Below are 26,941 nucleotides of genomic sequence, written 5' to 3'. Positions count from 1 at the left end.
ATCAATTATTCAATATAGATTTTTCTGTTTCAGCAATAAAAAACTCAGATATTCTTTTAAGATTTTCAGTAGTCAAAACTACATCCTTATTCAGATTAGGCTCACAGAAGTTTATCCTCCATGAAGATTTCAGTAGTGAGGCAATAAAATCCACCACTTCATCTCTTGGAGTAATATGCGAAAGCTCAATCTCAATTAGTTTCCGCCAATCCTTAATAGAAATATTATCCAGAGCTGTAACACCAGGGCAGTTCCTGAATATTGTCTCACCTAGAATAAAAGAAGGCTTTCCGAGCATTGCTGCTTCAAAAGCAGCAGTTCCGGTAATTGAAAATACTGCTTTGGATTTCTTTTGGACTTTTAAACTATTCTCAAAGGGATTTACAATTACAACATTTGGAATATTTCCTAATCGTTTATAAAAATCCAGTTCTCTCTTGCCAACCATTTGCGGATGTTCTTTAACAACAACAGCACACCCTAGCGGCAATGACTTAGAGATAGCTTCGATTACAAACACCTGATCAAGCCATAGTGGAGCCAATAACATTGTACTGGCTTCAGGTTGGACATGAAGTGGGAAATAAACGAAATTTTCAGGTATAGGTGAATATTCTTTAAATCTCTTTTGATAGTAGCGCCTTCCTCTAACAACAACATTGTTATACACCCGTTCGATTACGCCCTCCTTTGTGTGATCCCCTTTATACTCACCAGAAATATATTTCCTGTAAATATACCTTATGCCTCGAAAAGCAAGACCTATATCAAAGTTAAATTTTCCAGATTGATTAATTTCATAAGATGGTTTCTCATACTTATCACAAATATCTTCAATGGCCTCAGCCGCTATTTTTAAATCCTCTTCTGTCAAATCTTCCAGGTTAGGTTCAAATTTTTCTTGAAGCGTGCTTGACTGTATCTGATAGTCCTTGATTCGAGTGTGAACCGGCTTTATGAAAGGTATCATCCTTTTTTCCCCAACAACCTTACCTACATAGTGGGGCATTGAGGCATAAGCATTTGTATAGACAACATCAGGATTTACTTGGTCAAATAATTTTTCATAAAAACCATAAGTTTCAATTACTCGTTTACTTATTTCGTACTCATTTAGCTTTACCCAGTTTCGATCTGCCCAAACACCATTCCAAATTACTCCAGCCCCATACATATCCTGAAGTGCATCGAGTTTATTAGCAGAGAATTCAACCTTACTAAAGTCCTCTAAGAAGTCTTGTAGCACAGTTAAACTGGCCAGGCCACAGTCTACATACTCCTTTGCATACATTCTCCCAATAACAAGAACATGGATAGAAGCTTCCGGCCATCTTTCTTTTACTGATTTAATAACTTCACGCCAGATATATGCAAAGTCCCAGTCAGAAATTACAAGTATACTTTTCAAAACAAGCCTTTAATTTTAACAACCTAAACTACAGGTTCTAACGATCATCAAAAATTTATTTTAATTTCTTTTGAGCCAACAATAAAACTTTAAGAACTAAACCAAATATCTTTCGATTACAAAAGCTTCAGCCTTAGTGATTCCATGTGTTGCACCACGCAAAATTGCTAGAGCTTCGATACACTCCAAACTTCTACTGTGAGGAAAGACTCGAAGCTCTTCTTTGTATGCATTTAGTGCATTAACTTTTTTTCCCCAGTAGTCACTTATATCGACAATATACTGGGGGTTAAAGACTGGTCTTTGAGTAGAATTCCATTCGGTACTGGATAAAACTTCAAAAGAAAATATCTTTCTAATGCTGTTTCCATTTTGTGGCCTGCAAGCTGTCATCACTGCCTGATTAACTATACGATGATCAATATTGAGATCATCTGCAAAGTGTGTATATACAATATTAGGCTGATATGTACTGATAACGCTCTCGATTGGCTTTACAATTTCAAGCAATGGCAGACTATCCATCTTATTATCAGGGAAATCAAGTTGCTGATAGTCTTTTGTACCAAGTGCACTTAAGGCTTTGATTGCTGCACTATTTCTTATTTCACAAGCTGCTTGCTGAGTCCCCCGAGAAGATACACCATCTGTCATGAACAAGATCTTTACATGATCTCCTTCAGCAATATGTCGGGCAATTGTACCACCACACCCTAGAGTCTCATCATCAGCATGCGCTGCTACTACAAGAATTTTATTCATTGATTAGTTTCCACGAAGTAGCTGTGCCTCGATCAATGTTCTGATTAACTGTTTTACCAATTAGTTCATCAAAATACTTAGGAGCTAAACCATAACCTGGACGAATCCTGCGAATATGATGTTTAGTTATTGCTTCGCCAGCCTTGATATCTTTCACGAAGTAAATTGAACGCCTAAATTTCATGCTGGGCTCTTCAACTGGTTTCCTTTCATAACCAGCTATACCTATTGACTTCCATGCCACTTCAGTATCCATACAAAGTTGCCTTAGTTCATCTGGTTCCATAGAGAATTCGGAATCTGGCCCTTTATCGTTGCGGCTTAAAGTCACATGTTTTTCAATGACACGTGCCCCTAAAGCTACTGACGCTATTGCAACAGCAGTACCTAGAGTATGGTCAGACAAACCACCAACACAATCAAATTTTTCAGCAATATCTGCTATTGTTGCTAGGTTGGCTTGTTCTGCTGGTGCAGGATAAGCACTAATACAATGCAGAACAACAAGTTCTTCACATCCATGTGCTTTTGCTGTCATAACAGCTTCTTCAATTTCTTTAAAATTAGCCATTCCTGTAGACATAATAATGGGCTTACCAGTTTGAGCAACCCGTTTAATCAAAGGCAAATCAGTAAGCTCGAAGGAGGCAATTTTATACGCTGGTGCGTTGAGTGATTCTAATAAATCAACGGCTGACTCATCAAAAGGTGTTGAGAATACAGTGATACCAATTTCACGCGCTTTATCAAACATGGCTTTGTGCCATTCAAATGGTGTATGAGCCCACTCATAAAGATCATAAAGCTTATACCCATCCCATAATCCTCCGATTATCTGGAAGTCTGGTTTATTACAATTGATAGTCATCGTATCAGCTGTATATGTTTGTAATTTTATTGCATCTGCACCTGAAGCTTTTGCCATTTCAATGGTTTTCAAAGCTCGATCAATTGAACCATTATGGTTAGCAGACAGTTCAGCAATAATATATGGCTTGTGTTGACAACCGATTTTTTGGCCATTTATTTCAATAGTTTTCATATAACACTCAAAATTTTTCAATAAATTTTACTCGAGCAGTAAGCTCACCCGTTGCATCAATTTTGGCTTTATCAAACTCTAGACGCACACTACCATACTGTATAAATGCCTTAGGGTATGTTTCTGCATCTAACATACGAATATGGTCGTATAATACTTCAAGAGTTGCTGACTCAGGAAGCTTACTCTGATCTTTAGTACGGCGTTTGAACACCGTTGCAATTCCTGACTGTGCTTCTGGGGTAGGTTCTTCTGTCACAATATAATTGATTAGATCAAAGATCTCCGGTGCCATGCGCTCAAAAATTTCTTGGGCAGAACCAGATAAATCTAGAGGTATTTTTTTATAAACAGGGCCTGCATCGAGCTCATCAATCATTTTTAGAGCACTTAACTTTGTTTTCTTATGGCCTCGAACAATAAGGTTTTGCAAAGGACTCCCTCCCCTACCATAGGGTACATCTGCCATATGAAAGCAGACGCATTCCCAACGTTTTAAAACTTCATTGGGAACAATCCAGCTCCAGTGAGGAAAAAATATATATCTTGGATTTATCTTTTCCAAATTTTCTATAGTTAACTCTTCAGGTGAAGTTATTAAATTCCATTCTCCAGGAAAATTACACACCTTCTTATTAAATTGATCTGTATTCCATTTCTTTATCGTGGCAACTATATATTGGTTATTCATGGCATTCTGAAATTTTAATGTAGTATTTTCTACCATTAAGCGTTACATAGGCAGGATAGCGTTCATTATCTACTACACGTAATAGATCAAACTGTTCAGCTATAGTTTTATCAGGGTTTAATTCACTATCTGATGGAGTTCTTCTGAAATAAAAACTTTCTTCACCCAATTGTGACTGAGGTGATAGCTCTGGGTATTTATTAAGAAAATTCTGACACACTCTAATCGTTGCCTGCCCTTGTAATTCTCTCCATTCATCGCAAAGCTCATGGCCTGAAAGTTCAATTATATCTTTTAACCAGATTCGTCCACTATCAACATTTTCGAGAGCTTCTATCAAGCATACAGGTATAGTCTTTTTACCTTCCAGGATTTGCCAGGCAACCGGGGCAAAACCTTTTCCTTTCGGTAAATCACTTTCATGCACTACCAAATTCAAAAAGCTAAGTGCCAACTTTTGAGGTTTCACTATCTTAGTACAACCAAGGTAGAAGCTAACATCTGCAGTCACCAAGTTATCCTGAGATCGACAGTAATTAACGGTAAACCCCTGCTTTTCAGCCCAATCTACTAAAAGATCTGTATAAGGTAGAATCCATGAATCATTATCGACCAGAATATTAATGCTTTTGATTGAGTTCATTTTCCAACGTCTCGATGACTCGCCGAACACCTACCCCATCACATACTTTAAGGCTGTCACTCACCATTCTCATGTAAGCTTCGGGTTTTCTTACTTCATTCAACAAGTGGTTAAGTTCGAACGAACTAAAATCAACTGGTAAGTAAAAGCAGGCACCTGATTTAGATAAATTATTTGCAATAGTTTTTTGATTATCCGCAAAGGCCATAACAAGACCAGGCAAACCTAGTGCACAACGCTCCCAAGAACTCGTTCCTGCCGCACCAATACAGAAATCATGTTCTATAAGTAACTGACTGATATCATTTGAGCCTACAATCAACGATGCGTTATCAATACTCTTACATAACTGCTCAATATGTTGTTTATGCATAGCCGTTGGACCGAGTACAACGGTAATTTTTTTGATCTCTTTATGAGAAGCTATAGCATTGAGAACTGTTGCAGACTTATTCAGGTGGTCAGTACCGCCCATCATAATTAGCAACCGATCAAGACCAATTTTTGAACGAATTTTCCTGTGCTGAATTATTTCTTTATTATCAACCAAAAAAACATCTCGTAGCAAAGCATACTTGGTTCCCAAAAGCTTTATAGTTCTTTGAGGTAGTAAATTAGCATAAGCATTAGCAGACCGACCAAGAGTTTGATCCAGCAATACCTCACAGCAATGTTCCCGGTCTGCCAGATCATCAATTACCATTATTTTGCTTTCTGGAAATTTCTTCTGCATTGTTTTTTGCCAGCTACAGTCTAAACCGTAGTGATCTACAATGATCCAGTCTGGGCAACCTGCAAGATTCTGCTGAATAGCCCTACTTGACTCAAGTGCATCCTGCTCTTGTGAACCCCCAACCCAGTGGGCATGTTGTAACTTTTTAGTCTTCTCTGACGGCCCCACGTCCAGTATCACCGGGGTAAAGCCATAGCTGGCAATAAGTGTACTTAAATTACCTGGATGGTTTTTACAGATAATTAATATCTGATGCTTCTGAAGCCTGAGTTTCTTAGCCAATGTAAGGCAACGCATTACATGACCGGTACCTATTTCATGGGAGGCATCAGCACGAATAACAATATACATGTGTTACCTTAGAGTAACTGGAATAATCGCTCAGCCCGCTCCCAATCTTCTGGAGTATCAATATCTTGAACCCTATGGCGGTCTAGCATAACAAGACGGGAGGCAGAACCAAACAGAGGCTCAGCCCTTTGCCAGGCTTCTGCCTTTCCCCAGTAAAACAGCCCAGCATCATGGTATGCCTCTTCTAAATCCTGAGAACGTGTTAGTAGATGCTCAGGCTGAAACATTGAAACTTTACCATGGCCATCTATCTTCAATGCCCGCTGAATTGGAAACGCAAAGGTGGTTGCAGAGAAAGCATAATGACACTCAGAAGCTTTCATTAGCTTCAGCCCCTGGAGAAGATCTTCCACTTGTATGAATGGAGCGGTAGCGTAGATGCAACAAACAAGTTTAGGTGTTTGGCCCTGATAAGATAACCAGTTCACCGCATGACGGATAACGTCAACAGTAGTAGCGTAGTCATCAGACAGCTTTTCTGGACGAACAAAAGGCACCTCAGCACCATAATTACGCGCTACTTCAGCGATCTCCGCATCATCCGTGCTGATGATAATACGGTCAAAGCAATTTGCCTTGCGCGCAGCTTCGATTGACCATGCAATCATCGGTTTGCCATGAAATAACTTAATGTTTTTTCGAGGGATTCGTTTACTTCCCCCCCGGGCTGGAATGATTGCAATTTTCATCTGCCAAGTACTTCTGTTAATACATTAACAACCTGATCCTGCTGATCAATGGTCATGTTATGAAACATTGGCAGAGAGATCGCTTCTTGATAGTACTGTTCAGCATTAGGGAAATCACCGACCCTGAAACCAAGGTTTTGATAATAGGGTTGGGTATGAACCGGAATGTAGTGTAAATTAACCCCAATACCTTGTTCTTGCAGCTGTCTGAATACCTCTGAATGGCTTTTATTAATTTTATCCAACTGAAGACGAATTACATAAAGGTGTAACCCAGAGTAAGTGCTCGGTAGCTGATAGGGTAGTGTAATAGGTAAACTAGCTAACTTATTATTATATCTCTGTGCTAACTCATGACGCTTCGCTACGAAGCTGTCTAACCTCTCAATCTGCGAAATACCCAATGCAGCCTGTAACTCGGTCATCCGATAGTTATACCCCAGCTCAATTTGCTGGTAATACCAGCTACCATGAGAAGACTCTGTCATTAACGACTGATCCCGGGTTATACCATGGCTTCGAAACAGTGCCATTTTCTGAGCAAGTTTTTGGTCATTGGTTAGAGCAGCGCCGCCTTCAGCAGTAGTAATAATTTTGACTGGATGGAAACTGAAGACAGTAATATCTGCATACTGGCAATTACCTATGGGTGATCCATGGTATTTACCACCGATTGCATGAGACGCATCTTCAATAATCTTAACTCCATACTCTTGGGCCAGATTATATATCTTCTCCATTTCACAGGGCTGCCCGCACAAGTGCACGGGTACAAGTATTTTAGGGAGTGTTCCCTGTTTTTTAGCAACTGCCAGCTTTTCAGCTAATGCTTTTGGGCAGAGATTATATGTGTTTGGGTCAATATCTACAAAGTCTACTTGCGCACCGCAATAGAGCCCACAGTTAGCAGATGCAACGAAAGTGACAGGACTTGTCCAGAGCCAGTCACCAGGCCCCAACCCAAGAGCAAGACATGCGATATGCAAGGCAGAGGTAGCGCTATTGACAGCAAAAGCGTATTTAGCACCGGTATACGCCATAAGTGCGTGCTCAAAAGCAGGCACCTGTGGCCCCTGTGTTAAAAAATCAGACTTGAGGGTTTGCACAACAGCATCAATATCTTGCTGTGTTATCTCTTGTCGACCGTAGGGAATCATGCCATGTCCGCCATACGGTTAAACTCAATAATTTCCGAAATATCTAAAAAGTGATTGTTTTTTCCCGAATGATATTCATAACCCTGCTGAACCGTCGCTCCCTTTTCACCTAATGCATTAACATGGTAGTCGTTATCACTATCTACAAAGTTAATAGTTGGGGCAATGACATAGTGATCATCAAACTCAATAGTTAAGTGGGAGTCGTCAGCAGGGCACATAATTTCATGAAGCTTTTCACCAGGGCGAATCCCAATGATTTTTTGATCCAATCCTGGCGCCATGGCTGAAGCCAAGTCAACTATTCTAACTGAAGGAATTTTCGGAACAAAAATTTCTCCACCCTTCATGCGGTCAAAGTTTTTTAGTACAAAGTCAACCCCTTGTTGCAGGGTAATCCAGAATCTTGTCATCTCCTGATGAGTAATAGGTAAAAAATTAGAGCCTTCAGTAATCATCTTTCTAAAAAATGGAACTACAGACCCCCGGGAACCTACAACATTGCCATATCGAACAACTGCAAACCGTGTATCATGACCACCTGCCATGTTATTTGCTGCAACAAACAGTTTGTCGGATGCAAGCTTGGTTGCACCATACAGGTTTATGGGATTTGCTGCCTTATCAGTAGAAAGCGCTATTACCTTAGTGACATTATTATCTAATGCCGCATGAATAACGTTCTCTGCACCATGGATATTAGTCTTGATGCATTCCATTGGGTTGTATTCAGCTGCAGGAACTTGTTTTAGTGCTGCAGCATGAATAACGTAATCAATACCACGCATGGCCTGAGTCATACGATCGCGATCTCTTACATCTCCAATAAAATAACGCATGCAAGGATGGTTAAACTCCTGCTGCATATCAAACTGTTTTAGTTCATCCCGAGAATATACAACAATCCTTTTTGGATTGTAGCGTTCAAGAATAGTCTTGGCATAGAGCTTTCCAAATGAGCCAGTACCACCAGTAATCAGCACAGATTGGTTATTAAACATTTACCACCCTCTAAAATTTATCTAGCTTCATCAAAAGACTAAAGCTTTAACTAATATAATCATTCAAATCTTTTTAATATCAAAATTCTGCTATCAGATTATTTTTATTTTTCATTTTCTCAGCATATAAATGGGTGAAAGTCTCATACTGACAAGTACTATGGATCTACTTTATTAGGAAATGGGTTGACATTGTCGTAATTAACGCTGATCTTGGCTCGATAGCTGAATGACAGTAGCCGCCAACCCTACCAAACCAGTCGCTCTGGATTAAAGACCTCAGCGTTAGAATCCCCTGGTCTCCCGGATTTCTCCAAAGCATTCCCGAACATTTCATGTGCTGAGTAACCAGTGCTTTGCTTGCTGCTCAATCACTCCTGAGCCGATGGGGAGACTTTTTGACAAATGCTCTACGTACATCCGTGAGTTATTTTTTCTGGTGTATTCCAGTTCGGTCTTAAGCTTGGATCGGCGCGGGTGTTTTTTGTGTTGGTAAGCCAGAGCCTTGATGACTTTGTCAATTCCGCCAGCTTCTTCTTTCAGAGTATGCCGGTACGTTTTGAACTTCTTTTTAGCCTTAGGACTTTGAAGGTTTTGCCATCCTACAGCAGACTAACTGCTATATGATCGGTTTGCTTTTTTTGCTGTTAATGTCAATCTTCAGCGTAAAATCAAACAATTATTGATCAACAACATACTTTTCCCGAATCACTTTCCGGAAATTCTCAGGCACCTGATCCCAAACAAAAAGATCGACCCGAAATGGCAGGTAACTCTCTTTCAGCGCCTTCCGAAGCTTAGCGATCGCAATCGCCCCGGGCTGGAAAAGGCAATCATATCAGGGTCCGATGCGAAATGGGCCTTGCCATTGACTCTTGAGCCAAAAGCCAAGACTCCGATACTTGGCAAATGTTTTTTAGCAACACCTGTAGAAACAACAGTTCATTGTGCCTCAGGTCAAGATGTACCGGGGGATGACCGGTAGAGCGATTCATAACCAGGGTTTCCCGCTCATGGTTTCGTATAAGGCAACCGCATCCTTTATAAAAGTACCCATTAAATCAAGTGCGACATTTGCTTTTTCGCCATCATAATCATCGGATGTACCAATGCGGCTATCTGCATAGATCAACCATTGGCCAACATCCGAAGGCAACAATCGGTTTTCATTGGCAATACGGAATAACGTTTTCGGACTGTTGGGGACATCAGGTAACCCCAGGCTGATTTTCAAATAGCGATTTAGCACTTTCCACATGCAGTCATCATTCCTTTTTTTAGCATTCAAAAGAAAGATTAACTACTTATCACTTACAATGTGTCAGAAGTGATCTCTTAAGTTAGCACCATTGAGATCATAAACGCTTTTTATTCACACATTAATCAGGCAAAGCACCCTCGATTAAACGCAGCCACTGCAATAACTCTTTCTGACTCTCACTTAGCCCAACCTTGCCTGAGAGATTGTTCTCAAGTCTCTTGAGATCTTCAGCCGCGTCTACATCCTGTTCCTTTGGCAAGTAGTGAATATCCCTGCCTTCCAAATGAGAGACCAGTTCGTTAAATGTCGTGTCCTTGCTGTAGGTTACGCTTTCCCAGACTTTCCTGAGTACGGGGCGTCCCGTGCCGAAGAAGTAAAAACCTCCATCCTCCGCTGGTCCCACTATGCATAAATCTGGATCATGCTTTATCTGTGCAATGGCACTGACCAGGCGCTCGCTGCAAAGTTGAGGGCTGTCCGATCCAATCATCACAACGCCATCATAGTCATCAAAGAGTCTCTCAGAGATCGTCGCGAGCCTTGCTCCAAGATCACCCTCCCCGGTCCACAATGCGGGATACCCCCGTCCATTAAACTGCACTGGTCCATCTTCTTCAGCGAGCGCCCAGTGCGGGAACACCTCGACTTTGCTGGTCGCTACAACAGACAACATCATGTCGTGCGTACAGGCAATGCTTCGCGAGTAGAATGCTTCAGCCAACTCCACGCCGACAGTCGAGGCAAGCCGCGACTTAACCGGCGACAGCCCTATCGTCTTGGCAAAAATCGCAACAGCTATCTTCATCGGAATACTCGCATCAGCTGCCGCCGTTTCAGCTCCAGCCAATTGGGCACAGCCTGCACAATGGTCAGCCAGACGTGCTTCACAGTAACAGATAACCAGCCACCCTTGCGGTACTTGCGAGCTGATGTGTGAACCGGTGCAGGGAGCCGAATAACCGGGTATCCCTCCTGCCTTACCTTCCAGACAAAGACGTGGTCTTCGCCATAAGCCAGATCTTCACGATATCCGCCTAACCTGAAAAAGAGTACCTTCGGTATTAAGAACCCCTGATCACCAAACGGAATCTTCATCCACCCTGCTCTCCAGCGAACCGCCCTTTCATTCCAGCCCATTGCCTTTGGTCCATCATCCAGGAACTTCAGATCAAAAAAGTAGAGGGCTTCGGCTTTCCTGGCTATCCCATGACCCAGTTGCTTAAGTGTTTCCTGATTAATCCGCGAATCCCCATGCAAAAACCAGATCATGTCGTGTATTGCCCTATGAGCGCCCGCATTCATCTGCCCCGCCCTTCCTTGCCCTTCGCGGCAAACAGTGAGCCTGACGTTTTCGGAAATACCAGATACATCCGGGTTAACATTCTGTTCGCCAGGACAAATAATAATCTCGCTATTTTCCGGCAATTGCAGCTGTGGAATGAGGTCGACCCAGGCATCATCATTGGGCGCAATTGGGATGATGACCGAAACGGGCATATCTGAAACTAAGCTCGCAGCACTTCCAGCATGGCCAGCTGCTCTTCATTCAATGCTCTGTCAGGGGTGAGCACCGCCATTTCAAGTGCTTTACGGTAGTCTTCATCAATCGTCGGCAAGGGCAAAGCCAACAGTGCCATCAGCAGTTCCCTGGCCTTCGCAAGGCTTGCGTTAAACCGTGCTATCACCGCCTGAACCGTCACATGTTGATCAGGATCATCAAGCCAGCAATCATAATCGGTGGCGATGCAGATGGTTGCGTAAGAGAGCTGCGCCTCACGGGCGAGGAAAACTTCCGGAACATTGGTCATGCCGACAAGATCGCATCCGGCTCGCCGCATGAAACAGCTCTCGGCCTTTGTACCAAGGCGCGGCCCCTCAACGCAGGCGTAGGTCTTATCCATATGCAACTTGACGGCTTTTTCCTGCGCTACCTGCTTCACCCAACCGGACAGTGCAGGGCAGGTTGGTACCGCAGTGGAAACGTGCGCAGCAATGCCATTACCGAAGAAGGTAGCCTCGCGCTTACCTTTGGTGAGGTCGAGATATTGAGAGGGAATGGAAAAATCGCCAGGCGCAATTTCTTCGCGCAGACTGCCAACCGCTGAGAACCCCAATACCATTCGCGCACCGGCCTGCTTAAGCGCATACATATTTGCCCGGTAATTGATCTCGTGGGGCAGGAAGGCATGCCCCTTACCATGGCGAGGTAAGAATAGAATTTCCCTGTCGCCTGATTTCAGCGTGCTCAGCGGCGCAGATGGCGTGCCGAACGGTGTATCGACTTCTTCTTCTGATACCAGTTCCAGACCTTCAACGTCGTAAAGACCTGTTCCCCCAATGATTGCCAGCATTTGTCAGTTACCCGAGAATGTCTAATTTTTTACGCTGCAAGCGCCGCCGCCGAGCACGCAGAACTTTGCGCAGAACACATGATTGAGCGAAACCGGTTTCGACGCTTCTACAAGCGTTGGTCCCAGATCAAACTGCCGGTCATAGGCAAGTAGTGTACACGACTGAACCGTTGGGCGATCATCGCCCTTGTGCTTCACTACCATGCGGGAGGATGAGCACATCATGTCGGACGGATCGACATTCAAAATGCCCCAGCAATCGGTGGTGATCTCGGGAACATCCTCAGCAGGTTCCATTTCAGGAAACAGGACCAGTTGCTTGCGATCGAACGCATTGATCTTGATGTTGTTGTCGGCAAAGAACCTGGCAAACCCTGACCTTAGCTTCTCTTCTTCCTCGCCCCAGCGGGTGCGTCCGCCAATATCGATGGTGAACTCGTTGTCAGACAGCCATTTAAGCCCCAGCATCATTGGCTTCCAGCTGTTTTTGCCGCGCTCATCCTCATGCAGTTCCGGTTGGAAGTGATCGACCGATACCCGCAGTGTCATCTTCGATCCGAATTTATGATTAAGCCGAAGCAGATCGTCTGCGCATTTCATCATCGGCCTCATGGCATTGGTCAGTACCAGCAACTCAAAGCCTCGCTCCAGCACGCTCTCCATGATCGGAATGATGTCCGGGTTCATGAAAGGCTCGCCGCCGGTGATGCCAATTTCGGTCGTGCCTAAATCCTGATCCCTGATCTCGTTGAGATAGGTGACCACTTCCCCATGGGAGATGTAAACCAGCCGGTCATTCCCGGGCGTGGCAATATAGCAATTCTTGCATGCCAGATTGCATAGGGTTCCGGTATTAAACCATAAGGTCGACAAGTGCTTCAGGCCGACTTTGGCACGGGGCTCGCCTTTTGCTGTCCAGTCAGGGTTTGAAAACTTGCCGGACTTTTCAAGCGCTTCTTTATTGATAATCAAGTTCATGCAGTTCATTCCGGTTGGCGAGACAGCTTAGCCCCTCATAACCCCAGTAATACGTTAGCTTTTCAATCTTGGAAAAACAGCCAAAGGTTAACGATATCTGTCTTTCACCACCACTATCAGGAAGAGTCTTTTTGCTGTTTGACTATTGAATAACAACATACTTTTCCCGTATCACTTTCCGGAAATGCTCAGGCACCTGATCCCAAACAAAAAGATCGACCCGAAATGGCAGGTTACTCTCTTCCAGTGCCTCCCGAAGTTCAGCTATCGCAATCGCCTGTTCCGGGCCGGAAAAGGTGACCATATCAAGATCCGATGCTGAATGGGCCTTGCCATTGACTCTTGAGCCATAAGCCCAGACTTCGATATCTGGCAAATGTTTTTTCAGCAATGCCTGTAGCACTAACAGTTCATCGTGCGTCAGGTCAAGGTGTTCCGGGGGATGATCGGTAGAGCAGTTCATAATCAGGGTTCCCCGCTCATCGTTTCGTATAGGGCAACCGCATCCTTAATAAAAGCGCCCATTAAATCAAGCCCGAGGCAAAACAGCGCCATAGCGCAAGGCAAAATCCCGAATGTTGCGATAGACCGTTAATAACTCGCTGACCAGCGGCAAGGCCCGGTTCAACGTCTCGGCATTCAGTTCACTGTCTTCCGGGTAGTCATGGGCAAAAGCGTTGTGCACCTCACGAAATAGAGGCCATTGGGCTGCATTATCAATCGCCCCTATTTTTTCCAGCCGGTTGAGCTGGTCGATAAAGGTGTTCAACGCCCCCTGCTCTCCCACCAAATCCAGCACCTGAGGAAAGAGTTTTGCTCCCATGGCATCCTGTAATTTACTAAACCGGGTGGCAAATTGATCCATGTACGCCACTTCAGCCGGGGCAAGGTTTTCAAACGCTTTGGCACTCAATGGCAACAGGCTTTTCACTTCGGCCATCACCCATTCAAGGCGCAAGGCATGACGGTCACAAATCCAGAGGGTGTGCCCGATAACGTCGGCAATTTGTCGTCCGCTACCCATTCCTTTGTCCTGCTCGGTTGCCATTCAATTGAATCCCGGTATTTCTGGCTTCATGGTGAATCCCTTCCCGGGGTTTTCCTCGTCGGTAGATGACCAGGTCAATTTTCTGGTCACCGATGTGCTGCTTGATGGCAACCAGGCTGTGGAGTTTGGCATCAATAACCGCTTCCGGGCTTTGCAGGTCAGTTTCTATATAGAGGTCAATATCACCACCACGCTGGTTATCATCAACTCTGGAGCCAAAGAGCCAGATATCAGTTTTGGCACCAAAGTAATGCTGAAGCACGTTGCAAATATGGCCCGCCTGTTTGTTTGTGATTCTCAATGGTATTGACCTGCCATTATTATTTATTCTTAGGGTAGACATTAAGAAAACTGAAATCGCCAAAAAATAGAGATCAACTACTCTGGCAGGGGATGAGCGGCTTTATAAACCGTAGATACCATCTCTCAGGATCAGCCTCAAGCTATTTGAGGCTGATATTTACTTTGGTGTTTTCCAAAACCAAAACAAACCTGTACAAGCTTCTGCATTGCTGCTCCGATCACTTGCATTTTGGTCTTCCCATTCATCAATAGCCGTTGATACTGGCCTTTTTATCCGGGTCATACTGGCTAGCCCCTGACTCTGATATCAGCAAACCCAACCCTGCGCAAGCAAGGTAGGTCTGTGCGTAAATGCCAGCTCTCCGATTCAGCCTCAAGCTAACTGAGGCTGATATTCTTTCTGGTGTTTAACAACACCAAAACAAATTTGTACAAGCTTCCGCATTGCCGCTCCAATCGCTTGCATCTTGGTCTTGCCATTAGACAATAGCCGCTGATACTGGGCTTTTATATCGGGGTTATGCTTGATAGCCACTACTGCGGCCATATACAACTTGGCTCTGATATGAGCAGGCCCCACCTTGCTCAAGTGGCTTCGCCCTTTCTGTTCACCAGACTCCCGTAGTCTGGGCACCAAGCCAAGAAAAGCCGCAACACTGCTCCCCGCCTTGAAACTTCGACTATGGATTATTGATAACATCCATCTGGAAACCACTGGGCCAATCCCCTTGATGGTTAGCATTAGTCTACGGTCTGTCTTTAAGTGCGGAAACTGATCAATATGATCATTGATCTCTCGTTCAACCCTATTTTTCTCGGCTTTTAGCTCTTTGATCATTTTGTCCAATGAGGCTAAAACCACTTGTGATGACTGCGTAATTTCTGCTTTTTCCAGTCGATTCTTTTCTCTGAGCAAGTCGCTTTCCAGCGCTTCCAGTCGTGCTAGCATTGACTTCAGCTTACGAATTTCGTCCGGCTCTGGCTTCCATAGCTGAATACCATTCTGATGACCAAACCTGGCCAAAACAGCACTGTCTTTTTTATCGGTTTTCTGAAGCGTTCCAAGCCCCTTGGCAAAGTTTCTCACCCTGGATGGATTGACCACATTCACAAGAAAATCAGCCCCATGCAGGTAATAAGACAGGACTTCATGATAAATACTGGTTGCCTCCAGAACGATATAAATCTCTTCAGGTTTCGCCTTGGTATTATCCAGCAACCACGTGGCAAGCTGCTGATGACCTTTAGGAGTGTTATCAAACACCTTGGTCTTTACCTTGTTCTTTTCTGGATCTTTCAGCCACAGGCAGTCCAGCTTATTCTTGCTAACATCCACACCGACGTAATTATAATTAATCATCTCTCATTAGCCTTGTACATGCGGCATCACTGCGAAGCAGGTGCCTGGATACCATCCAATATTTTAGAGATAGATCAGGCTCAGGGATTTATCTACACCACAACATCAAATAGCGTTAAGGTCGGTTACAATCTCACTGAACCTGTTGGAACCTTGGTAGCTAGTTCTCGTCCAAAAACGCATCAGGCAATCATAATTAGATTGTACGTGCGTTTTGATATTTCCTGAAATTCCAGAGAGCCGCAAAAACTCTTCCCTTTTTTTCTCTAATCTGGGACGGATATTGGAGAAAAACGCGAAAAGCAGGCAGAAAACATCCTCCCACCATGCTGGAAAGGTACTTTCATGTAGCGTGGAGGTGGCTATCAGGATGGTGCCGGGTGTCTGGCCAGAATCACCAGGTTGTAACAGACCACCGATAACCAGCAATGAGAATCAAAACGCTCAGAACCCTTGCAGTGGCAACGTGATAGCCCAAAACATCTCTTTAGCCACGAAATTCCCGCTTCAATACCTGCCCGGAAGCGAAAGAGCGTTTTATACACATACTGACTTTTAGTCATCTCTTCGACTTCAAGTCCGCGCTTCTTATTAAAAGCTACATCGCTGATTCCCATGGCCTTGGCTTTTTCCAAATTAGCGCGACACGCGTATCCGCCGTCACCGCTTGTCTGGCGAGGTACACGACCATAAATTTCTTTTTGTCTTTCCATCATCGGAATGAATTGGTCCGAATCCGCTGGGTTACCTTCCTCAATAACCAGGTCCAGGATCAATCGACTTTTTCCCTGAACCAGGTTCAGTTTATGGCCATACTGTACTTGCCGCCTGTCTTTTACGATGATATCCGTATGGGGTTCATACAGGCTAACCACTTTTTCCTGGGCTGGCACCTTTTCACCCTTAAAGACCCTGCGCTCTGTCTGGGAGACTATTGCATCCACCAGGGGTAACAGGTGATCCACATCTGCCTGCCACTTGTCGGCATCATCAGCCAGGAGACACTGCCCCTGCTGACGGGCGTTTGCTAGCGTGACAGTAGCTTCGATAAGTACCTTCCGGGATTTTCGGGTCAACTGCAGCAGTTTTTTATAATGCTGATGCCGCTCTTCTTTGCCAGCGTAGATGCATTTTCTGGCCGCATCTTTTACGGCTCGGTTGTGATGGGTATATTCATAAAGCGGTGTCGCTGTCAGTGTTTGTCCCCGTTCCAGCAGCCGACAAATTTCTTTAACGGAACTGGCTAAAAGATCACTGTCGCAAGGAGGTTTGATATCCGATTCGGTGACTGTGCTGTCAATAGCCACAGTGCGCCCTTTTTCAATACCCTGATCTTTAGCGGTCATTAGCTGACAGTTATTAATCCGTTCCCATGTAGATGCAGTAAGAAGGCTGATGAGCCCATGCAAACTGGAGCGACTGGGGCGCTGGTTTGGTTCGAGGCGACAAAAGTCTCGAAAGAGCATGGAGTCCATCAAAACAAACGACAAGTAGTCATAATCACAATTCAAATACTGTTTCAGGAGTGCCGCACGAAGAACGGATTCTGCTGATAGTCCGTTCCGCCCAGTGTTCTGTTTATCACCAGAACTTAAGTCCTCATAAATCCAGTCATTGAACTGTGGATGGGCGTCAAGCCATTGCGAGATACCGGAAAGCTGGGAGCAGATTTCATGAGGTACGTAATGGAGTTCCATACTACACTGCGGGTTGCGTTTTTTGCGCATTTGGAGTCCTCTGTTTTTGGCAATCCCTTATGTTTCTTGCTCTTGGGAAGTTTAGTCGCCAGATAGCAGTAGGGCTCCACTTAATTTTTCAGGATAAAATCTACAGTTTTCAATTGGTTGTGTTTTTGGACGAGAACTAGCTAATCAAGATTCCTTGAGAGATACAAGGTCGGTTCCCCGTACAGGGGAGCCGACGGTCTTTTCCCCGCCGCCAACTCCAGTGTTGAGAAGTGCACGGCGGTTGGGACACGAGTCGGCTTCCTTCAGAAACCGACCTACGTCGAAACATATGCAGCCCAACGAATCTGTCCTTAATGTCTACCCTAAGATTCTTTATTAAACCAGAAGCATTCTGAAATTTTCAGGGCTTATACCGCAGGCAGTACTTTCGCACCCGTTCAGCAATATCCAGCAGAATGGGTGTAGCCTGCAACGTTTCAGGAAAAATAACACTCAGCGCTTCCGGCTGGTATTCGTGGGCAATGCTGTTACGCAATTCCCGGATTTCGATAAACCGCTGGGCATCCTCAATCAGCCCTTTTTTTTCTGCACGGTTGATTCTGTCCCTGACAGTGCCGACATCATCCAGGTCAATGGTGTCGATCAGGCGAAATATTTTTTGTAACAGAAGATCGTTAAAGCGGGCAAATCGTGCGGTGAGTGATTCGAATTTTTCCAGGTCTTCCTGTTCCGGCACCTGGTCATTAGTCTGTGGTATGGCCTGACAGCGATCCAGCGACCATTTTAGCAGGGCTTCCATCTGGGCCATGGCCAACAGCTGCTGTTCCAATAACAGGATTCTATCGGTATTTTTTTTCTCTGCCTGATGCTTTTTGCCTGACTCGTGGCTCATAGCCGGATTCCCTCTACCAGAGCGATACGGGTGAATGGATCAGTATCGTCTGCGGCAATCACCAGGTCAATTTTCTGCTCTCCGATAAGGTCGTGCAGAGCCAACCGTATGCCTGTCCTGTCTTTTAAACCCAATGTTTTTGACAGGATGAGCAGGTCAATATCCCCTCCTTTTGCCTGGTCATTCGCCCTTGAGCCAAATAACCATATTTGCGCCTCGGGGTCTGCCTGATATATCACCTTTCTAATGGCGTTTTGCTCTTCGGTCGTGAGTCTCAATGTTGCTTAACCTATTTAGAAACGCTGTGAAGAGACAGTGCAGGTCTTTTATTTTTTATAGTCAATGTCGTTTAATCACTAACCAAGCCTGACCCCTTGCCTGGCAATCTCATGAATGGCCTGCGCTTCATGCCGGGTATCATGAATCAGAACATCCACTTTCAATTCACCCCAGCGGTCTTCAAATGCCAACCGGAAGTTAATTTTTCGTTCCAGGGAATTACCGATATTGTCTGCCTCTATATACAGGTCGATATCTCCCCCTTTTTTTGCATCATCAGCCCGGGAGCCAAACAGCCAGACGCGGGCATTTGCTGCTACATGTTTTCTCGCGAGTTCGACGATACTCTGTGCCATCGCCTCAGATATCCGCACGCTCTATCTCCGTTAGCTCTACTCCTTGCTGGTCACAGTAACGGTGAACATTCTCAGCAACCTGAAGCAGCAAAGGCGTATTCTGCCACGCCATATTTAACGCACTCACCCTTTCTGCCTCCGCTTCCGGATAGTCATGGGCAAACGCATTTCGAATTTCACGCCACTGTCGCCATTGATCAGCAGAGTTCAGAATCCCCCGTTTTTCTATCCGGTTAAGAATATCTGCCATGCTGACCGGCTCTTCATCCTCAGCCAGCAGCAAACTACGAAACACTTTGCCACCGAGACAGTCCTGAAGATCGCCATAGCGAACACGAAAGGCGTCCAGTTTTTCCATCAGGTCTTCATCGGCGCTGTGCAAATCCTCCGCTGTCAACGGTAAGTCTGCCTTCAGCCTGACGACAGAAACAGACAACCGGGTAGCCGTGCGACAAGCCTGGGACCAGTTCTGCACCAGCATTTTCAGGTATGAAGTATTCAGGGTCATCTTGGAATCCATCGATGCGCTTGCCACTATTATTATTCAATAATACGGATATAACGATTCAAAGCCTCTTCCTGGGCGCTGGTCACCATATCAATAAATCCCCCGTAGTTCTTTTGGGTAAGCGCTTTATCCAGCGCCTCATAATAGGCCAGACGGTTTTCCTTGCGGATAATGACCGGCAAGTAGCCAGTGCCCATCAAATCAAAGTTCATTAACAGCCGGGCGGTTCGGCCATTGCCATCCACGAAGGGATGAATACCCACAAAATCCACATGCAGCCGGGCAGACCGCTCCAGGGGGTGATAGCTCTGCTGCTGGTACCATTCAACCAAATCATTCATCAGCTGCGGCAAGTGGTAATGTTCCGGGGGCGTGTGCTTGGCACCAGCGATGACAACATTTTGCTGGCGGTATCGACCCGCATTGCCATCATCTATATTTTTCAGCACTAACTGGTGAATACTTTTTACCAGTCTTTCGCTGAATGGCTCATCCCTTTCTACAACAGACTCCACCCAGGCAATAGCCTCACGGTGATTAATGGCCTCAAAATGCTCCCGGAGGGATTTACCCCCAACGGTAATACCCTCAAGTACTACCTTTGTTTCTTTCAGGGTTAAGGTATTTCCCTCAATGGCATTTGAGTGGTATGTCCACTCCAGAACCAGGGCCTCATGGAGTGACCGGACGGTTTCTTTCGGTAGAGGCCTTAAGGTATCAAGCTGTTGCTTAAGTGCATCAATCTGGTCAAAGCGGTTTGTGTTGTTCATTTGGCCTCAGGGTCTGCCGGTTAAATCACCTTTATGGTTTAATCGGTCTTTTGCCTTGCTGCAACCTGTAATGCTTCAGATTTCAAAACCTGTCGGACACGTCGCCTGGTATTTCCAACGGTATCTTGTTTGGCCGCAGCCACCTTGCCTACCCCGATGGCATAGAGTCCAAACAGCACAAGGAAAATCGCAAATTGTCCGTAAGCCGGAGTCCCTGAAAAATGCAACAACAGACCCGCGCTATTAACCACCAGCTGCATGCTTAATAGTGCCAGCAAGGCCCTTTCAGAAGTTAGCCCGGCATCCAATAGTAGATGATGCATATGACTTCTGTCTGGCTTAAATGGATTCCTTCCTTTAATTGCCCTGTGCATGATTGTTGATGCCATATCCATCAAAGGCAAGCCAAGCACAAACAAGGCCGTAGCCGGGTCAATAAAAGCAGGCCGAAGCGGAAGAGAGTCCTGCGAAGAGCGAATCAGTAGCCATACCAGAGTAAAGCCAAGCAGCATGGAACCTGCATCGCCAAGAAATATTTTTTTAAAGCCCGGGTAAAGCTGCAAGTTAAAAGCAAGAAAGGCTCCCAGGCCTGCAATAATTGAAATGATCGGAACAAGTGAAGACCCTGTGTCGCCCAACAGGATGACAAAGGTGCACATCGATAACAGACAAAGTCCGGCAGCAAGACCATCAATACCGTCTATCATATTCAGACAGTTGATGGCTCCAAATACCGCAATGATGGTAAAAGGTACCGCTATAACCATCGGCATTTGAATACTACCAAAACCGAACAGGTTACCAAGGTCTTTCAGTACCACTCCGGCACCAAATATCATCATACATGCAGCAATTCCTTCGGCTAATAACCGGACTCTGACCCCTAACCCGAACCGGTCGTCATAAGCACCGGTAAACACCATAAGCGCAGCAGCAGTTAAAAAATAATAAAGCTCAGATCCGACCTTCCCCCATATCAAGCTGGTTACTGTCACCGTAAAAAATAGTGCCACACCACCAACCATTGGGGTTGCCTTATCGTGCTGTTTTCTTCCCCCTGGCTCATCAATCAGGCCAAACCGATAGGCAAGCGGCTTGAGAAATTTTATAAGAAGGGCCGTAAAGAGAAAGGTAAGCAGCAGTTTTATAAGTTGCTCAATCATATAAACCAATCAAAAAGCACGCTACCGCCCGTCGACTTAAGTATATGCCGAAACAACTGAGCGAAAAACAACAGATTTGCAAGGACAAACCGTCACAGTAGCGTAAGTTTTTTATATAACACACTGACGTAAAAAAGGCTTATTAAGGCCTGATCACATCAGCAGCTTTACAAGAAAAGGCATTCTACACGACGGTCAGGAAGTAATCACGATGAGAAAAGCTTTTCTCCGTGATTTTTATGAGGGAATTAAACATAGTACCAAAGCCGAGTCGATTGAGTACCTCACTCCTGTGACCGCTCCTTCACTGGCAGAGCCAGAGCATCTGGTGGTTTTTATCTATCTCCTCGCGAAAACTATCGGGAATACTGTGCCAGGCAAGCGCCTGGACAATAATGGGTATATTAGAGTCTCGCAGGGTTTCGAGAAACAGGCTCAACTGCTCATAGTCTGTCATCTTATCCTGGTCCGGGGGAAAGTGCACAACGAGATCCAGGTCACTGGTGTCATGATTAGTCCCCTTGACCCGGCTACCGTAAGCCCAGATTTCAGTACCCGGGGCAAATATCTGTTCGGCAATGGCACAGATTGCCTTGCAGTCCTTATCCCTGAGATCAATCATTGTCCGCTTGCCCTGAATGCTGCTTTATGGATTTTTCAAGGGCCTGTGCATCTACCACGAAGTCAGGCAATAATTTCAAGGTGTATTCGGCAAATTTTTTCCCATAGTCATGAGCGGTATTGTTGCGATTAGCACGGTAAGCCAACCAGCGCTCGACCTGTTCCAATGACAGCAAATCATGCTGAGCAGCTTGCCGGAAGACCTCTTTGAACACCATTCGATCAACCGCTTTGGGGCTATGCATAAAATCCTTCAAACATTTGCGCAGCAACTTGCCAGCCTGTTCAAGGATGATCTCAAACTCTTTCACACAGGCAGATCGGTACATCTCATAATCGATACTGCCATCTTCAGCCTGGATAACTTTTTCGTAGGCCATATCAAGGGTCCTAATACAGCGATTGAAGAACGTTGTATCTATTGTCATATCGTTTTCCTGAATGGACCTCCACAGAATGCGTGAAGAGTTGCTACTAACCTGAGTTGAGGGCCTATTATGGAACATACCGAACCAGTATACCGTCAAGCCCCATCGCTTTCTTGATGGTAACTTTTATCTGCTGAAGTTCATCTGGACGCACTTCAGGACCAATATAAACCCGATAAAAAACCTTGCTCTTTTCTGTAGCAATTTTTTTCTGGAAAGCACTGTACCCCTTCTTTTTCAGCTGCCGCTCCAGATTATCAGCGTTAGTTTTATCAGCAAAGGTCGCCAGCTGCAGGGACCAGGCTTTAAGATGCCCTTTTTCGTCTACACCTGTCGCCTTATCAGTACGAACATTTTCTGGCTGCAGAACAATTTCAGCAGAAGACGACACCACTTCAACAACATCCTGAGGAATATCAAGCTGATCAACAAATGCAGGCACCGGAGGGGATTCAAGCTTCGGAGCTTCAGGGGAAGATCTGGAGGTAACCAGGGGATGAGTCTCTCCTCCCCTGAAAAGTGCAGGCGCAATAATGATTAATAAGGCCAGCAATACGACAGCACCTATTAGTCTTTGTTTAAGTCCCTCGCCCAAGATGCGCTCCATAATAAAAGATAAACAGTACTCATTCCTGCACAGAGAGCGGGAAGTCAATTAAATGATAATGCCTGAAACTCATTGCATCTTAAGCGAATTCCATCTAACCGTCATTCAGCACCCGTATCAGGAATAAATTTCCTGATACGGTCGCCCAAGAATTGAAATAATAGTCAACTGCCTTTCTTGTAATCCAACCACATGCTTTTCATGTCCATCGACCAATAGCACGTTGATACCCTGAAAGCAGAAAAACACCCAACGCGCTGTCGGGTTTTGGCAGGGTTTCCGCTTCATGTCCGGGAAAAACCGACTCTGTCGTTTTAGCTCATGCCTAATTCGATGCTGAATCGCCGCATACACTAACAGACACAGCGTCATCACCATCAGCAAGGCTTCTATTCGTTCCGGTTTCTTTAAAAACAGCGAAGAAACCAGAAACTCCGGGCTCTTCAAAAACCGAAAGCCACGCTCTACTGACTGTTGTGATTTGTAAGTACTTAGCACTTCTGCTGTACTCAGCCGACTGTCGTCCAGATCATTCGTCGCCAGCACAAAGCAACCCAGAGAACACTCTGCATCTTTGCGACAGTCAACGGATACCCAAGGATATCCGCTCACATAATATTCAATACTGTCCGGTTTAGAGCCTTTCTCCGGACGACCTACCTTGGTATAGCAGGGTTTCTCAGTAATGACAGGTTCCGCCTGACAATAAATAGTTTTTGACTGCCATTCATCGAACGCACGCAATGCGTCGGTTTCACACTTGAAGGCTTTTTTGGCCAGTTTACTGGTCAGCGCTTCTGCTTCTTTCTCAGACTTCTTTAGCATTTTTTTCAGCAGTGTTTTTTGTTCGCTCTTTCGAGCCTGCTCGCTGCGGACCAGAATCCAGCGCTGGGAGACACCCGCATGATCTGACAGCATTTCATGACTCTCATAGCCCTCAGCACCCTCCACTGGTGTCATTTCACAAGAAGCGACACTGTCAATCAGTTCTCTGGCTTCTTTGATTTTTGACGGAACCCGGGTGATAAATTGCTGGCCCTGCTGATGAAGTATCTGTACGTTATCTGTTGTATAAAGTGCTGCATCACCAATCAGGTAGCGATTATTCAGGGCTTCCCGGTAGGATTTCAAATGGCTGCTGATGACTTTTTTAAAGTTTTTATTGTCGTTTACGTTGCCACTGGACGCTTTCATAAAAACGGGAATACCGGCCTGATTTTCCGTCATCATCAGCAGTATTGCCTGGTTGAGCTCGGGTCGATGATCCCTGCTGTATCCACGACAGAGTTTGATACAGTGCATATCTTCTTCGTCGACGTCAGATTCGCTGTTATAAACGCCGTCCACATGCAAGCTTGTTGAGTCAAGGTTCAGAGCCTTGCACGGCAGTTTTAAGACATTCACTGCCTTGACAGCCAGCGATAAATAGACCTCACTTACATCCAGTTCAAAAAGCTGATCCAGGGCTCTGCCGAGTACACTGTCGTTAATGTGTTCGGGTTTAATACCGGGCCTGATGAGTTTATCCAGCGGTTTATCAGCATGAAACTCCGGGAACATATGAAGCGTGCGGGCAGTGAACCCAAGGCCGTTAAGCAGCATTGATACTACGGTTTCGCCAAAGGAAATATTCCGGTGTTCAGATTGGTTAGGAACCAGGGAATCCAGATGATTAGAGATACCGAGTTCTTTGCACATACCGGCAACCAAACCCATATGATCGATACGTTGAATGTGGAACTGATGAGGATGCATTGGACATGTTCATTCTGAGAATTTTTTACATTTTAGCCGGTGTAGGGAAATTCTCAGATTGAGTGCTGAATGACGGATCTAATTCTACAAGAAGGCAGAAATTATTCGTCAGGGCAGACTGGGAGAACTGTATGTCACCTCGTTCTCATGCTCTGCGTGGGAATGCATACCGAAGCTCACAGACATTCTCGTTACTGGCAGTTTATCGGGAACTTGGGGTAGGCATTCCCACGGAGGAGAGGCTGTCGCAAAACTCTCCGGACACCTCGTTCCCACGCTCCGCGTGGGAATGCATACGGATCTGGCAGCATGAGAAAGAGCCACTGCCTGGTAGGGTTTTCGGGGGCTCCATGCGAGTATGGTATCTGTGGCGGGACCGGTATGCATTCCCACGCGGAGCATGGGAACGAGATGTCCAGAGTGTCCACAGGGTTTTGCGACACCCTCAGGACCGTGGGAACGAGACGAAGCTAAATCCGGTTATCACGGTGCATGGCTCTTGGCCAAGGCAACAGATACCGTCATAAACGACCCCGTAACCAGCACCCTGTCTCCAGAAGTTGAGTTTGCCAGGGCATGATGCAATGCTTCAGCAACATTCTGATAGTGATTAACTGGATACCCCCGGGCGAGAAGCTTCTGTGCCAGCTCCTGTTCAGGCAGTGCCCTTGGAGACTCAAACTGGGCAACATACCACTCATCAATATTGCTGCTTATGCAATCGACAACTGCCATGTAATCCTTGTCCTTGCACATGGCAATAACCACCCGAGTCTTCCCTTCAACCGGAAACTCTTCAAGTCGTTGTTTTAGCATTTCTGCTGCCTGGGGATTGTGCGCAACATCAAGCACAACATCAATCGACTCACCAGACTCATTTTCCATCATCAACTTCTGGAATCGCCCGGTAACCGATACCTGTGATAAGCCTTGTTGAATAGCCTCAATGGCAATAGGTTCAGGCAAAAATTGCAGCGCCTGCAATGCGGTCGCTGCATTATCAATCACCACATTGGGAACCGGCAGGTTTTCCAGCTTCCGGTTTTCACCACCGGACCAATGCCATGTATTACCCGACCTTTTCAGGGTAAACGCCTCTCCCCTGCAATACAGGGAACTGCCAAGACGCTCAGCCATTTCAGTGATGGCATGCGGCACTGGCTGATCGCCAAATATTGCCGGTTTACCGGCACGGAATATGCCTGACTTCTCTTTGGCAATGGCTTCAATGCTGTAGCCAAGGTATTCCTGGTGGTCCAGCGCCACCGTCGTAATTACTGATACATCCGGGTCAACCACATTGGTAGCATCCAGTCGCCCACCCAGACCCACCTCTATCAACGCAACATCCACCTCAGCCCTTTTAAAGCAATCAATGGCAGCAAGGGTGGCAAATTCAAAGTAGGTTAACCATGTCGTTTTACGGCCATCATCTATCTTCTCAAAGGCATCACATAGCCACTCATCACTCACCTGTTGGCCATTGATGCGAATTCTTTCGTTAAACTTGAGAAAATGCGGTGAGGTAAATAGCCCTACCTTATATCCGGCAGCCAGCAGCACTGCTTCAAGAACGGCCAGCGTTGAACCTTTGCCATTGGTGCCCCCAACGGTAATAACGAACGGCGCAGGCTTGAGCAAATCCAGCTTTTCACCCACCAGGCGAATCCGGTCCAACCCAAAGTCGATCTCATTTTCTGGACGCGTCTCTTCCATCCAGGTTAACCACTGTGAAAGGCTTTTTTCTTTCTGTGCAAAAGAGGACAACGTCACATCTCCAGACGTATACATTCCCACGCATGGCCCTCAGGGCCCGTGGGAACGAGGAAACAATCTATTTATGCCCGGTATGCATTCCCACGGGGGAGAGGGTGTCGCAAAACCCTCCAGACTACTCTGACCATCTCGTTCCCACGCTCCGCGTGGGAATGCATACCGATCCTGCCACAAATACCATACTCGCATGGAGCCCCCGAAAACCCTACCAGGCAGTGGCTCTTTCTCCTGCTGCCAGAGCCGTATGCATTCCCACGCGGAGCGTGGGAACGAGGGTTTTGCGACACCCTCGGGACCGTGGGAACGAGGTGCTTGTGTAT

The 26,941-nt window shown here is 45.6% G+C and carries 31 protein-coding genes; 1 reads left to right on the top strand and 30 read right to left on the bottom strand.

Annotated elements, in window-relative coordinates; all coding sequences use genetic code 11:
• Position 1 precedes the first annotated feature (1 nt).
• The 9 genes from MJO57_RS15435 to pseB all read right to left on the bottom strand — a co-directional run bounded on the left by MJO57_RS15435 (position 2) and on the right by pseB (position 8,477).
• Entirely contained in the window at positions 2-1,408 is a 1,407-nt protein-coding gene (locus MJO57_RS15435) for a hypothetical protein (protein WP_252026622.1), read from the bottom strand.
• Between the two features lie 96 nt (positions 1,409-1,504).
• Positions 1,505-2,170 (bottom strand): PIG-L deacetylase family protein, encoded by a 666-nt coding sequence (locus MJO57_RS15430; protein WP_252026621.1) that lies wholly within the window; start codon positions 2,168-2,170, stop codon positions 1,505-1,507.
• A complete protein-coding gene (gene pseI / locus MJO57_RS15425) occupies positions 2,163-3,212 on the bottom strand; it encodes a pseudaminic acid synthase (protein ID WP_252026619.1) in 1,050 nt (349 codons plus the stop codon). The genes MJO57_RS15430 and pseI overlap by 8 nt, the downstream gene beginning before the upstream one ends.
• A gap of 7 nt (positions 3,213-3,219) precedes the next feature.
• Positions 3,220-3,939 (bottom strand): formyltransferase family protein, encoded by a 720-nt coding sequence (locus tag MJO57_RS15420; RefSeq protein WP_252026617.1) that lies wholly within the window; start codon positions 3,937-3,939, stop codon positions 3,220-3,222.
• Positions 3,896-4,546, bottom strand: a complete 651-nt coding sequence (locus tag MJO57_RS15415) for a UDP-glucuronic acid dehydrogenase (RefSeq protein ID WP_252026615.1) — start codon at positions 4,544-4,546, stop codon at positions 3,896-3,898. Before MJO57_RS15415 ends, MJO57_RS15420 begins: the two co-directional genes overlap by 44 nt.
• Positions 4,524-5,630, bottom strand: coding sequence for a UDP-2,4-diacetamido-2,4,6-trideoxy-beta-L-altropyranose hydrolase (gene pseG / locus MJO57_RS15410; RefSeq protein WP_252026613.1), 1,107 nt, complete (start codon positions 5,628-5,630; stop codon positions 4,524-4,526). The genes MJO57_RS15415 and pseG overlap by 23 nt, the downstream gene beginning before the upstream one ends.
• An 8-nt stretch (positions 5,631-5,638) precedes the next feature.
• Positions 5,639-6,319, bottom strand: coding sequence for a pseudaminic acid cytidylyltransferase (gene pseF, locus MJO57_RS15405; protein ID WP_252026611.1), 681 nt, complete (start codon positions 6,317-6,319; stop codon positions 5,639-5,641).
• Positions 6,316-7,476 carry a UDP-4-amino-4,6-dideoxy-N-acetyl-beta-L-altrosamine transaminase gene (pseC, locus tag MJO57_RS15400; RefSeq protein WP_252026609.1) on the bottom strand — a complete coding sequence of 387 codons (1,161 nt, stop codon included), beginning with the start codon at positions 7,474-7,476 and terminating at the stop codon, positions 6,316-6,318. Before pseC ends, pseF begins: the two co-directional genes overlap by 4 nt.
• Positions 7,473-8,477 carry a UDP-N-acetylglucosamine 4,6-dehydratase (inverting) gene (gene pseB, locus MJO57_RS15395; protein WP_252026607.1) on the bottom strand — a complete coding sequence of 335 codons (1,005 nt, stop codon included), beginning with the start codon at positions 8,475-8,477 and terminating at the stop codon, positions 7,473-7,475. Before pseB ends, pseC begins: the two co-directional genes overlap by 4 nt.
• A gap of 682 nt (positions 8,478-9,159) precedes the next feature.
• Here pseB and MJO57_RS15390 point away from each other — a divergent pair.
• Positions 9,160-9,462: a hypothetical protein gene (locus MJO57_RS15390; RefSeq protein WP_252026597.1), complete on the top strand. Its 303-nt coding sequence runs from the start codon at positions 9,160-9,162 to the stop codon at positions 9,460-9,462.
• 6 nt (positions 9,463-9,468) lie between these two features.
• Here the strand turns inward: MJO57_RS15390 and MJO57_RS15385 are convergent, their stop codons facing one another.
• The 21 genes from MJO57_RS15385 to folC form a co-directional block, all read right to left on the bottom strand.
• The gene (locus MJO57_RS15385) at positions 9,469-9,735 is read right to left on the bottom strand and encodes a nucleotidyltransferase substrate binding protein (RefSeq protein ID WP_252026595.1); all 267 of its coding nucleotides are present in this window, start codon (positions 9,733-9,735) and stop codon (positions 9,469-9,471) included.
• Between the two features lie 121 nt (positions 9,736-9,856).
• Positions 9,857-10,585: a DUF2064 domain-containing protein gene (locus MJO57_RS15380; RefSeq protein ID WP_252026593.1), complete on the bottom strand. Its 729-nt coding sequence runs from the start codon at positions 10,583-10,585 to the stop codon at positions 9,857-9,859.
• Complete coding sequence (locus tag MJO57_RS15375) at positions 10,540-11,235, bottom strand: glycosyltransferase (RefSeq protein WP_252026591.1); 696 nt, start codon at positions 11,233-11,235, stop codon at positions 10,540-10,542. Before MJO57_RS15375 ends, MJO57_RS15380 begins: the two co-directional genes overlap by 46 nt.
• Before the next feature lie 8 nt (positions 11,236-11,243).
• On the bottom strand, positions 11,244-12,089 hold the full coding sequence (gene mtnP / locus MJO57_RS15370; protein ID WP_252026589.1) for an S-methyl-5'-thioadenosine phosphorylase: 846 nt from the start codon (positions 12,087-12,089) through the stop codon (positions 11,244-11,246).
• 21 nt (positions 12,090-12,110) lie between these two features.
• Entirely contained in the window at positions 12,111-13,067 is a 957-nt protein-coding gene (locus MJO57_RS15365; protein WP_252026587.1) for a radical SAM protein, read from the bottom strand.
• Positions 13,068-13,209: 142 nt separating this feature from the next.
• Positions 13,210-13,530 carry a nucleotidyltransferase family protein gene (locus tag MJO57_RS15360; protein WP_252026585.1) on the bottom strand — a complete coding sequence of 107 codons (321 nt, stop codon included), beginning with the start codon at positions 13,528-13,530 and terminating at the stop codon, positions 13,210-13,212.
• Positions 13,531-13,596: 66 nt separating this feature from the next.
• Positions 13,597-14,115, bottom strand: coding sequence for a hypothetical protein (locus tag MJO57_RS15355; protein ID WP_252026583.1), 519 nt, complete (start codon positions 14,113-14,115; stop codon positions 13,597-13,599).
• Positions 14,084-14,416 carry a nucleotidyltransferase domain-containing protein gene (locus tag MJO57_RS15350; protein ID WP_252026581.1) on the bottom strand — a complete coding sequence of 111 codons (333 nt, stop codon included), beginning with the start codon at positions 14,414-14,416 and terminating at the stop codon, positions 14,084-14,086. The genes MJO57_RS15355 and MJO57_RS15350 overlap by 32 nt, the downstream gene beginning before the upstream one ends.
• Positions 14,417-14,791: 375 nt before the next feature.
• Entirely contained in the window at positions 14,792-15,778 is a 987-nt protein-coding gene (locus tag MJO57_RS15345) for an IS110 family transposase (protein WP_252026579.1), read from the bottom strand.
• Between the two features lie 365 nt (positions 15,779-16,143).
• Complete coding sequence (locus MJO57_RS15340; RefSeq protein ID WP_252017318.1) at positions 16,144-17,505, bottom strand: ISNCY family transposase; 1,362 nt, start codon at positions 17,503-17,505, stop codon at positions 16,144-16,146.
• A 361-nt stretch (positions 17,506-17,866) separates the two neighbouring features.
• Positions 17,867-18,358: a hypothetical protein gene (locus MJO57_RS15335; protein ID WP_252026577.1), complete on the bottom strand. Its 492-nt coding sequence runs from the start codon at positions 18,356-18,358 to the stop codon at positions 17,867-17,869.
• Positions 18,355-18,636, bottom strand: a complete 282-nt coding sequence (locus tag MJO57_RS15330) for a nucleotidyltransferase domain-containing protein (protein WP_252026575.1) — start codon at positions 18,634-18,636, stop codon at positions 18,355-18,357. Before MJO57_RS15330 ends, MJO57_RS15335 begins: the two co-directional genes overlap by 4 nt.
• Before the next feature lie 78 nt (positions 18,637-18,714).
• Positions 18,715-18,993 (bottom strand): nucleotidyltransferase domain-containing protein, encoded by a 279-nt coding sequence (locus MJO57_RS15325; protein ID WP_252026573.1) that lies wholly within the window; start codon positions 18,991-18,993, stop codon positions 18,715-18,717.
• A gap of 4 nt (positions 18,994-18,997) precedes the next feature.
• On the bottom strand, positions 18,998-19,501 hold the full coding sequence (locus MJO57_RS15320) for a hypothetical protein (RefSeq protein WP_252026571.1): 504 nt from the start codon (positions 19,499-19,501) through the stop codon (positions 18,998-19,000).
• Positions 19,502-19,533: 32 nt separating this feature from the next.
• Positions 19,534-20,271: a Fic family protein gene (locus tag MJO57_RS15315; RefSeq protein WP_252026569.1), complete on the bottom strand. Its 738-nt coding sequence runs from the start codon at positions 20,269-20,271 to the stop codon at positions 19,534-19,536.
• Between the two features lie 38 nt (positions 20,272-20,309).
• Entirely contained in the window at positions 20,310-21,434 is a 1,125-nt protein-coding gene (locus tag MJO57_RS15310; RefSeq protein ID WP_252026567.1) for an MraY family glycosyltransferase, read from the bottom strand.
• Positions 21,435-21,738: 304 nt separating this feature from the next.
• Positions 21,739-22,056 (bottom strand): nucleotidyltransferase family protein, encoded by a 318-nt coding sequence (locus MJO57_RS15305; RefSeq protein ID WP_252026565.1) that lies wholly within the window; start codon positions 22,054-22,056, stop codon positions 21,739-21,741.
• Positions 22,049-22,483: a nucleotidyltransferase substrate binding protein gene (locus tag MJO57_RS15300; RefSeq protein ID WP_252026563.1), complete on the bottom strand. Its 435-nt coding sequence runs from the start codon at positions 22,481-22,483 to the stop codon at positions 22,049-22,051. The genes MJO57_RS15305 and MJO57_RS15300 overlap by 8 nt, the downstream gene beginning before the upstream one ends.
• Before the next feature lie 67 nt (positions 22,484-22,550).
• On the bottom strand, positions 22,551-23,078 hold the full coding sequence (locus MJO57_RS15295) for an SPOR domain-containing protein (protein ID WP_252026561.1): 528 nt from the start codon (positions 23,076-23,078) through the stop codon (positions 22,551-22,553).
• Positions 23,079-23,207: 129 nt separating this feature from the next.
• Positions 23,208-24,845 (bottom strand): IS1634 family transposase, encoded by a 1,638-nt coding sequence (locus tag MJO57_RS15290; RefSeq protein WP_252019985.1) that lies wholly within the window; start codon positions 24,843-24,845, stop codon positions 23,208-23,210.
• A gap of 483 nt (positions 24,846-25,328) precedes the next feature.
• The gene (gene folC / locus MJO57_RS15285) at positions 25,329-26,636 is read right to left on the bottom strand and encodes a bifunctional tetrahydrofolate synthase/dihydrofolate synthase (RefSeq protein ID WP_256493305.1); all 1,308 of its coding nucleotides are present in this window, start codon (positions 26,634-26,636) and stop codon (positions 25,329-25,331) included.
• Between the last annotated feature and the right edge of the window lie 305 nt (positions 26,637-26,941).

Source organism: Endozoicomonas sp. SCSIO W0465 (genome assembly GCF_023716865.1).
GTDB lineage: Bacteria > Pseudomonadota > Gammaproteobacteria > Pseudomonadales > Endozoicomonadaceae > Endozoicomonas.
Note: the sequence above shows the minus strand (reverse complement) of the source record. Positions and strands in the feature narration are given on the sequence as shown.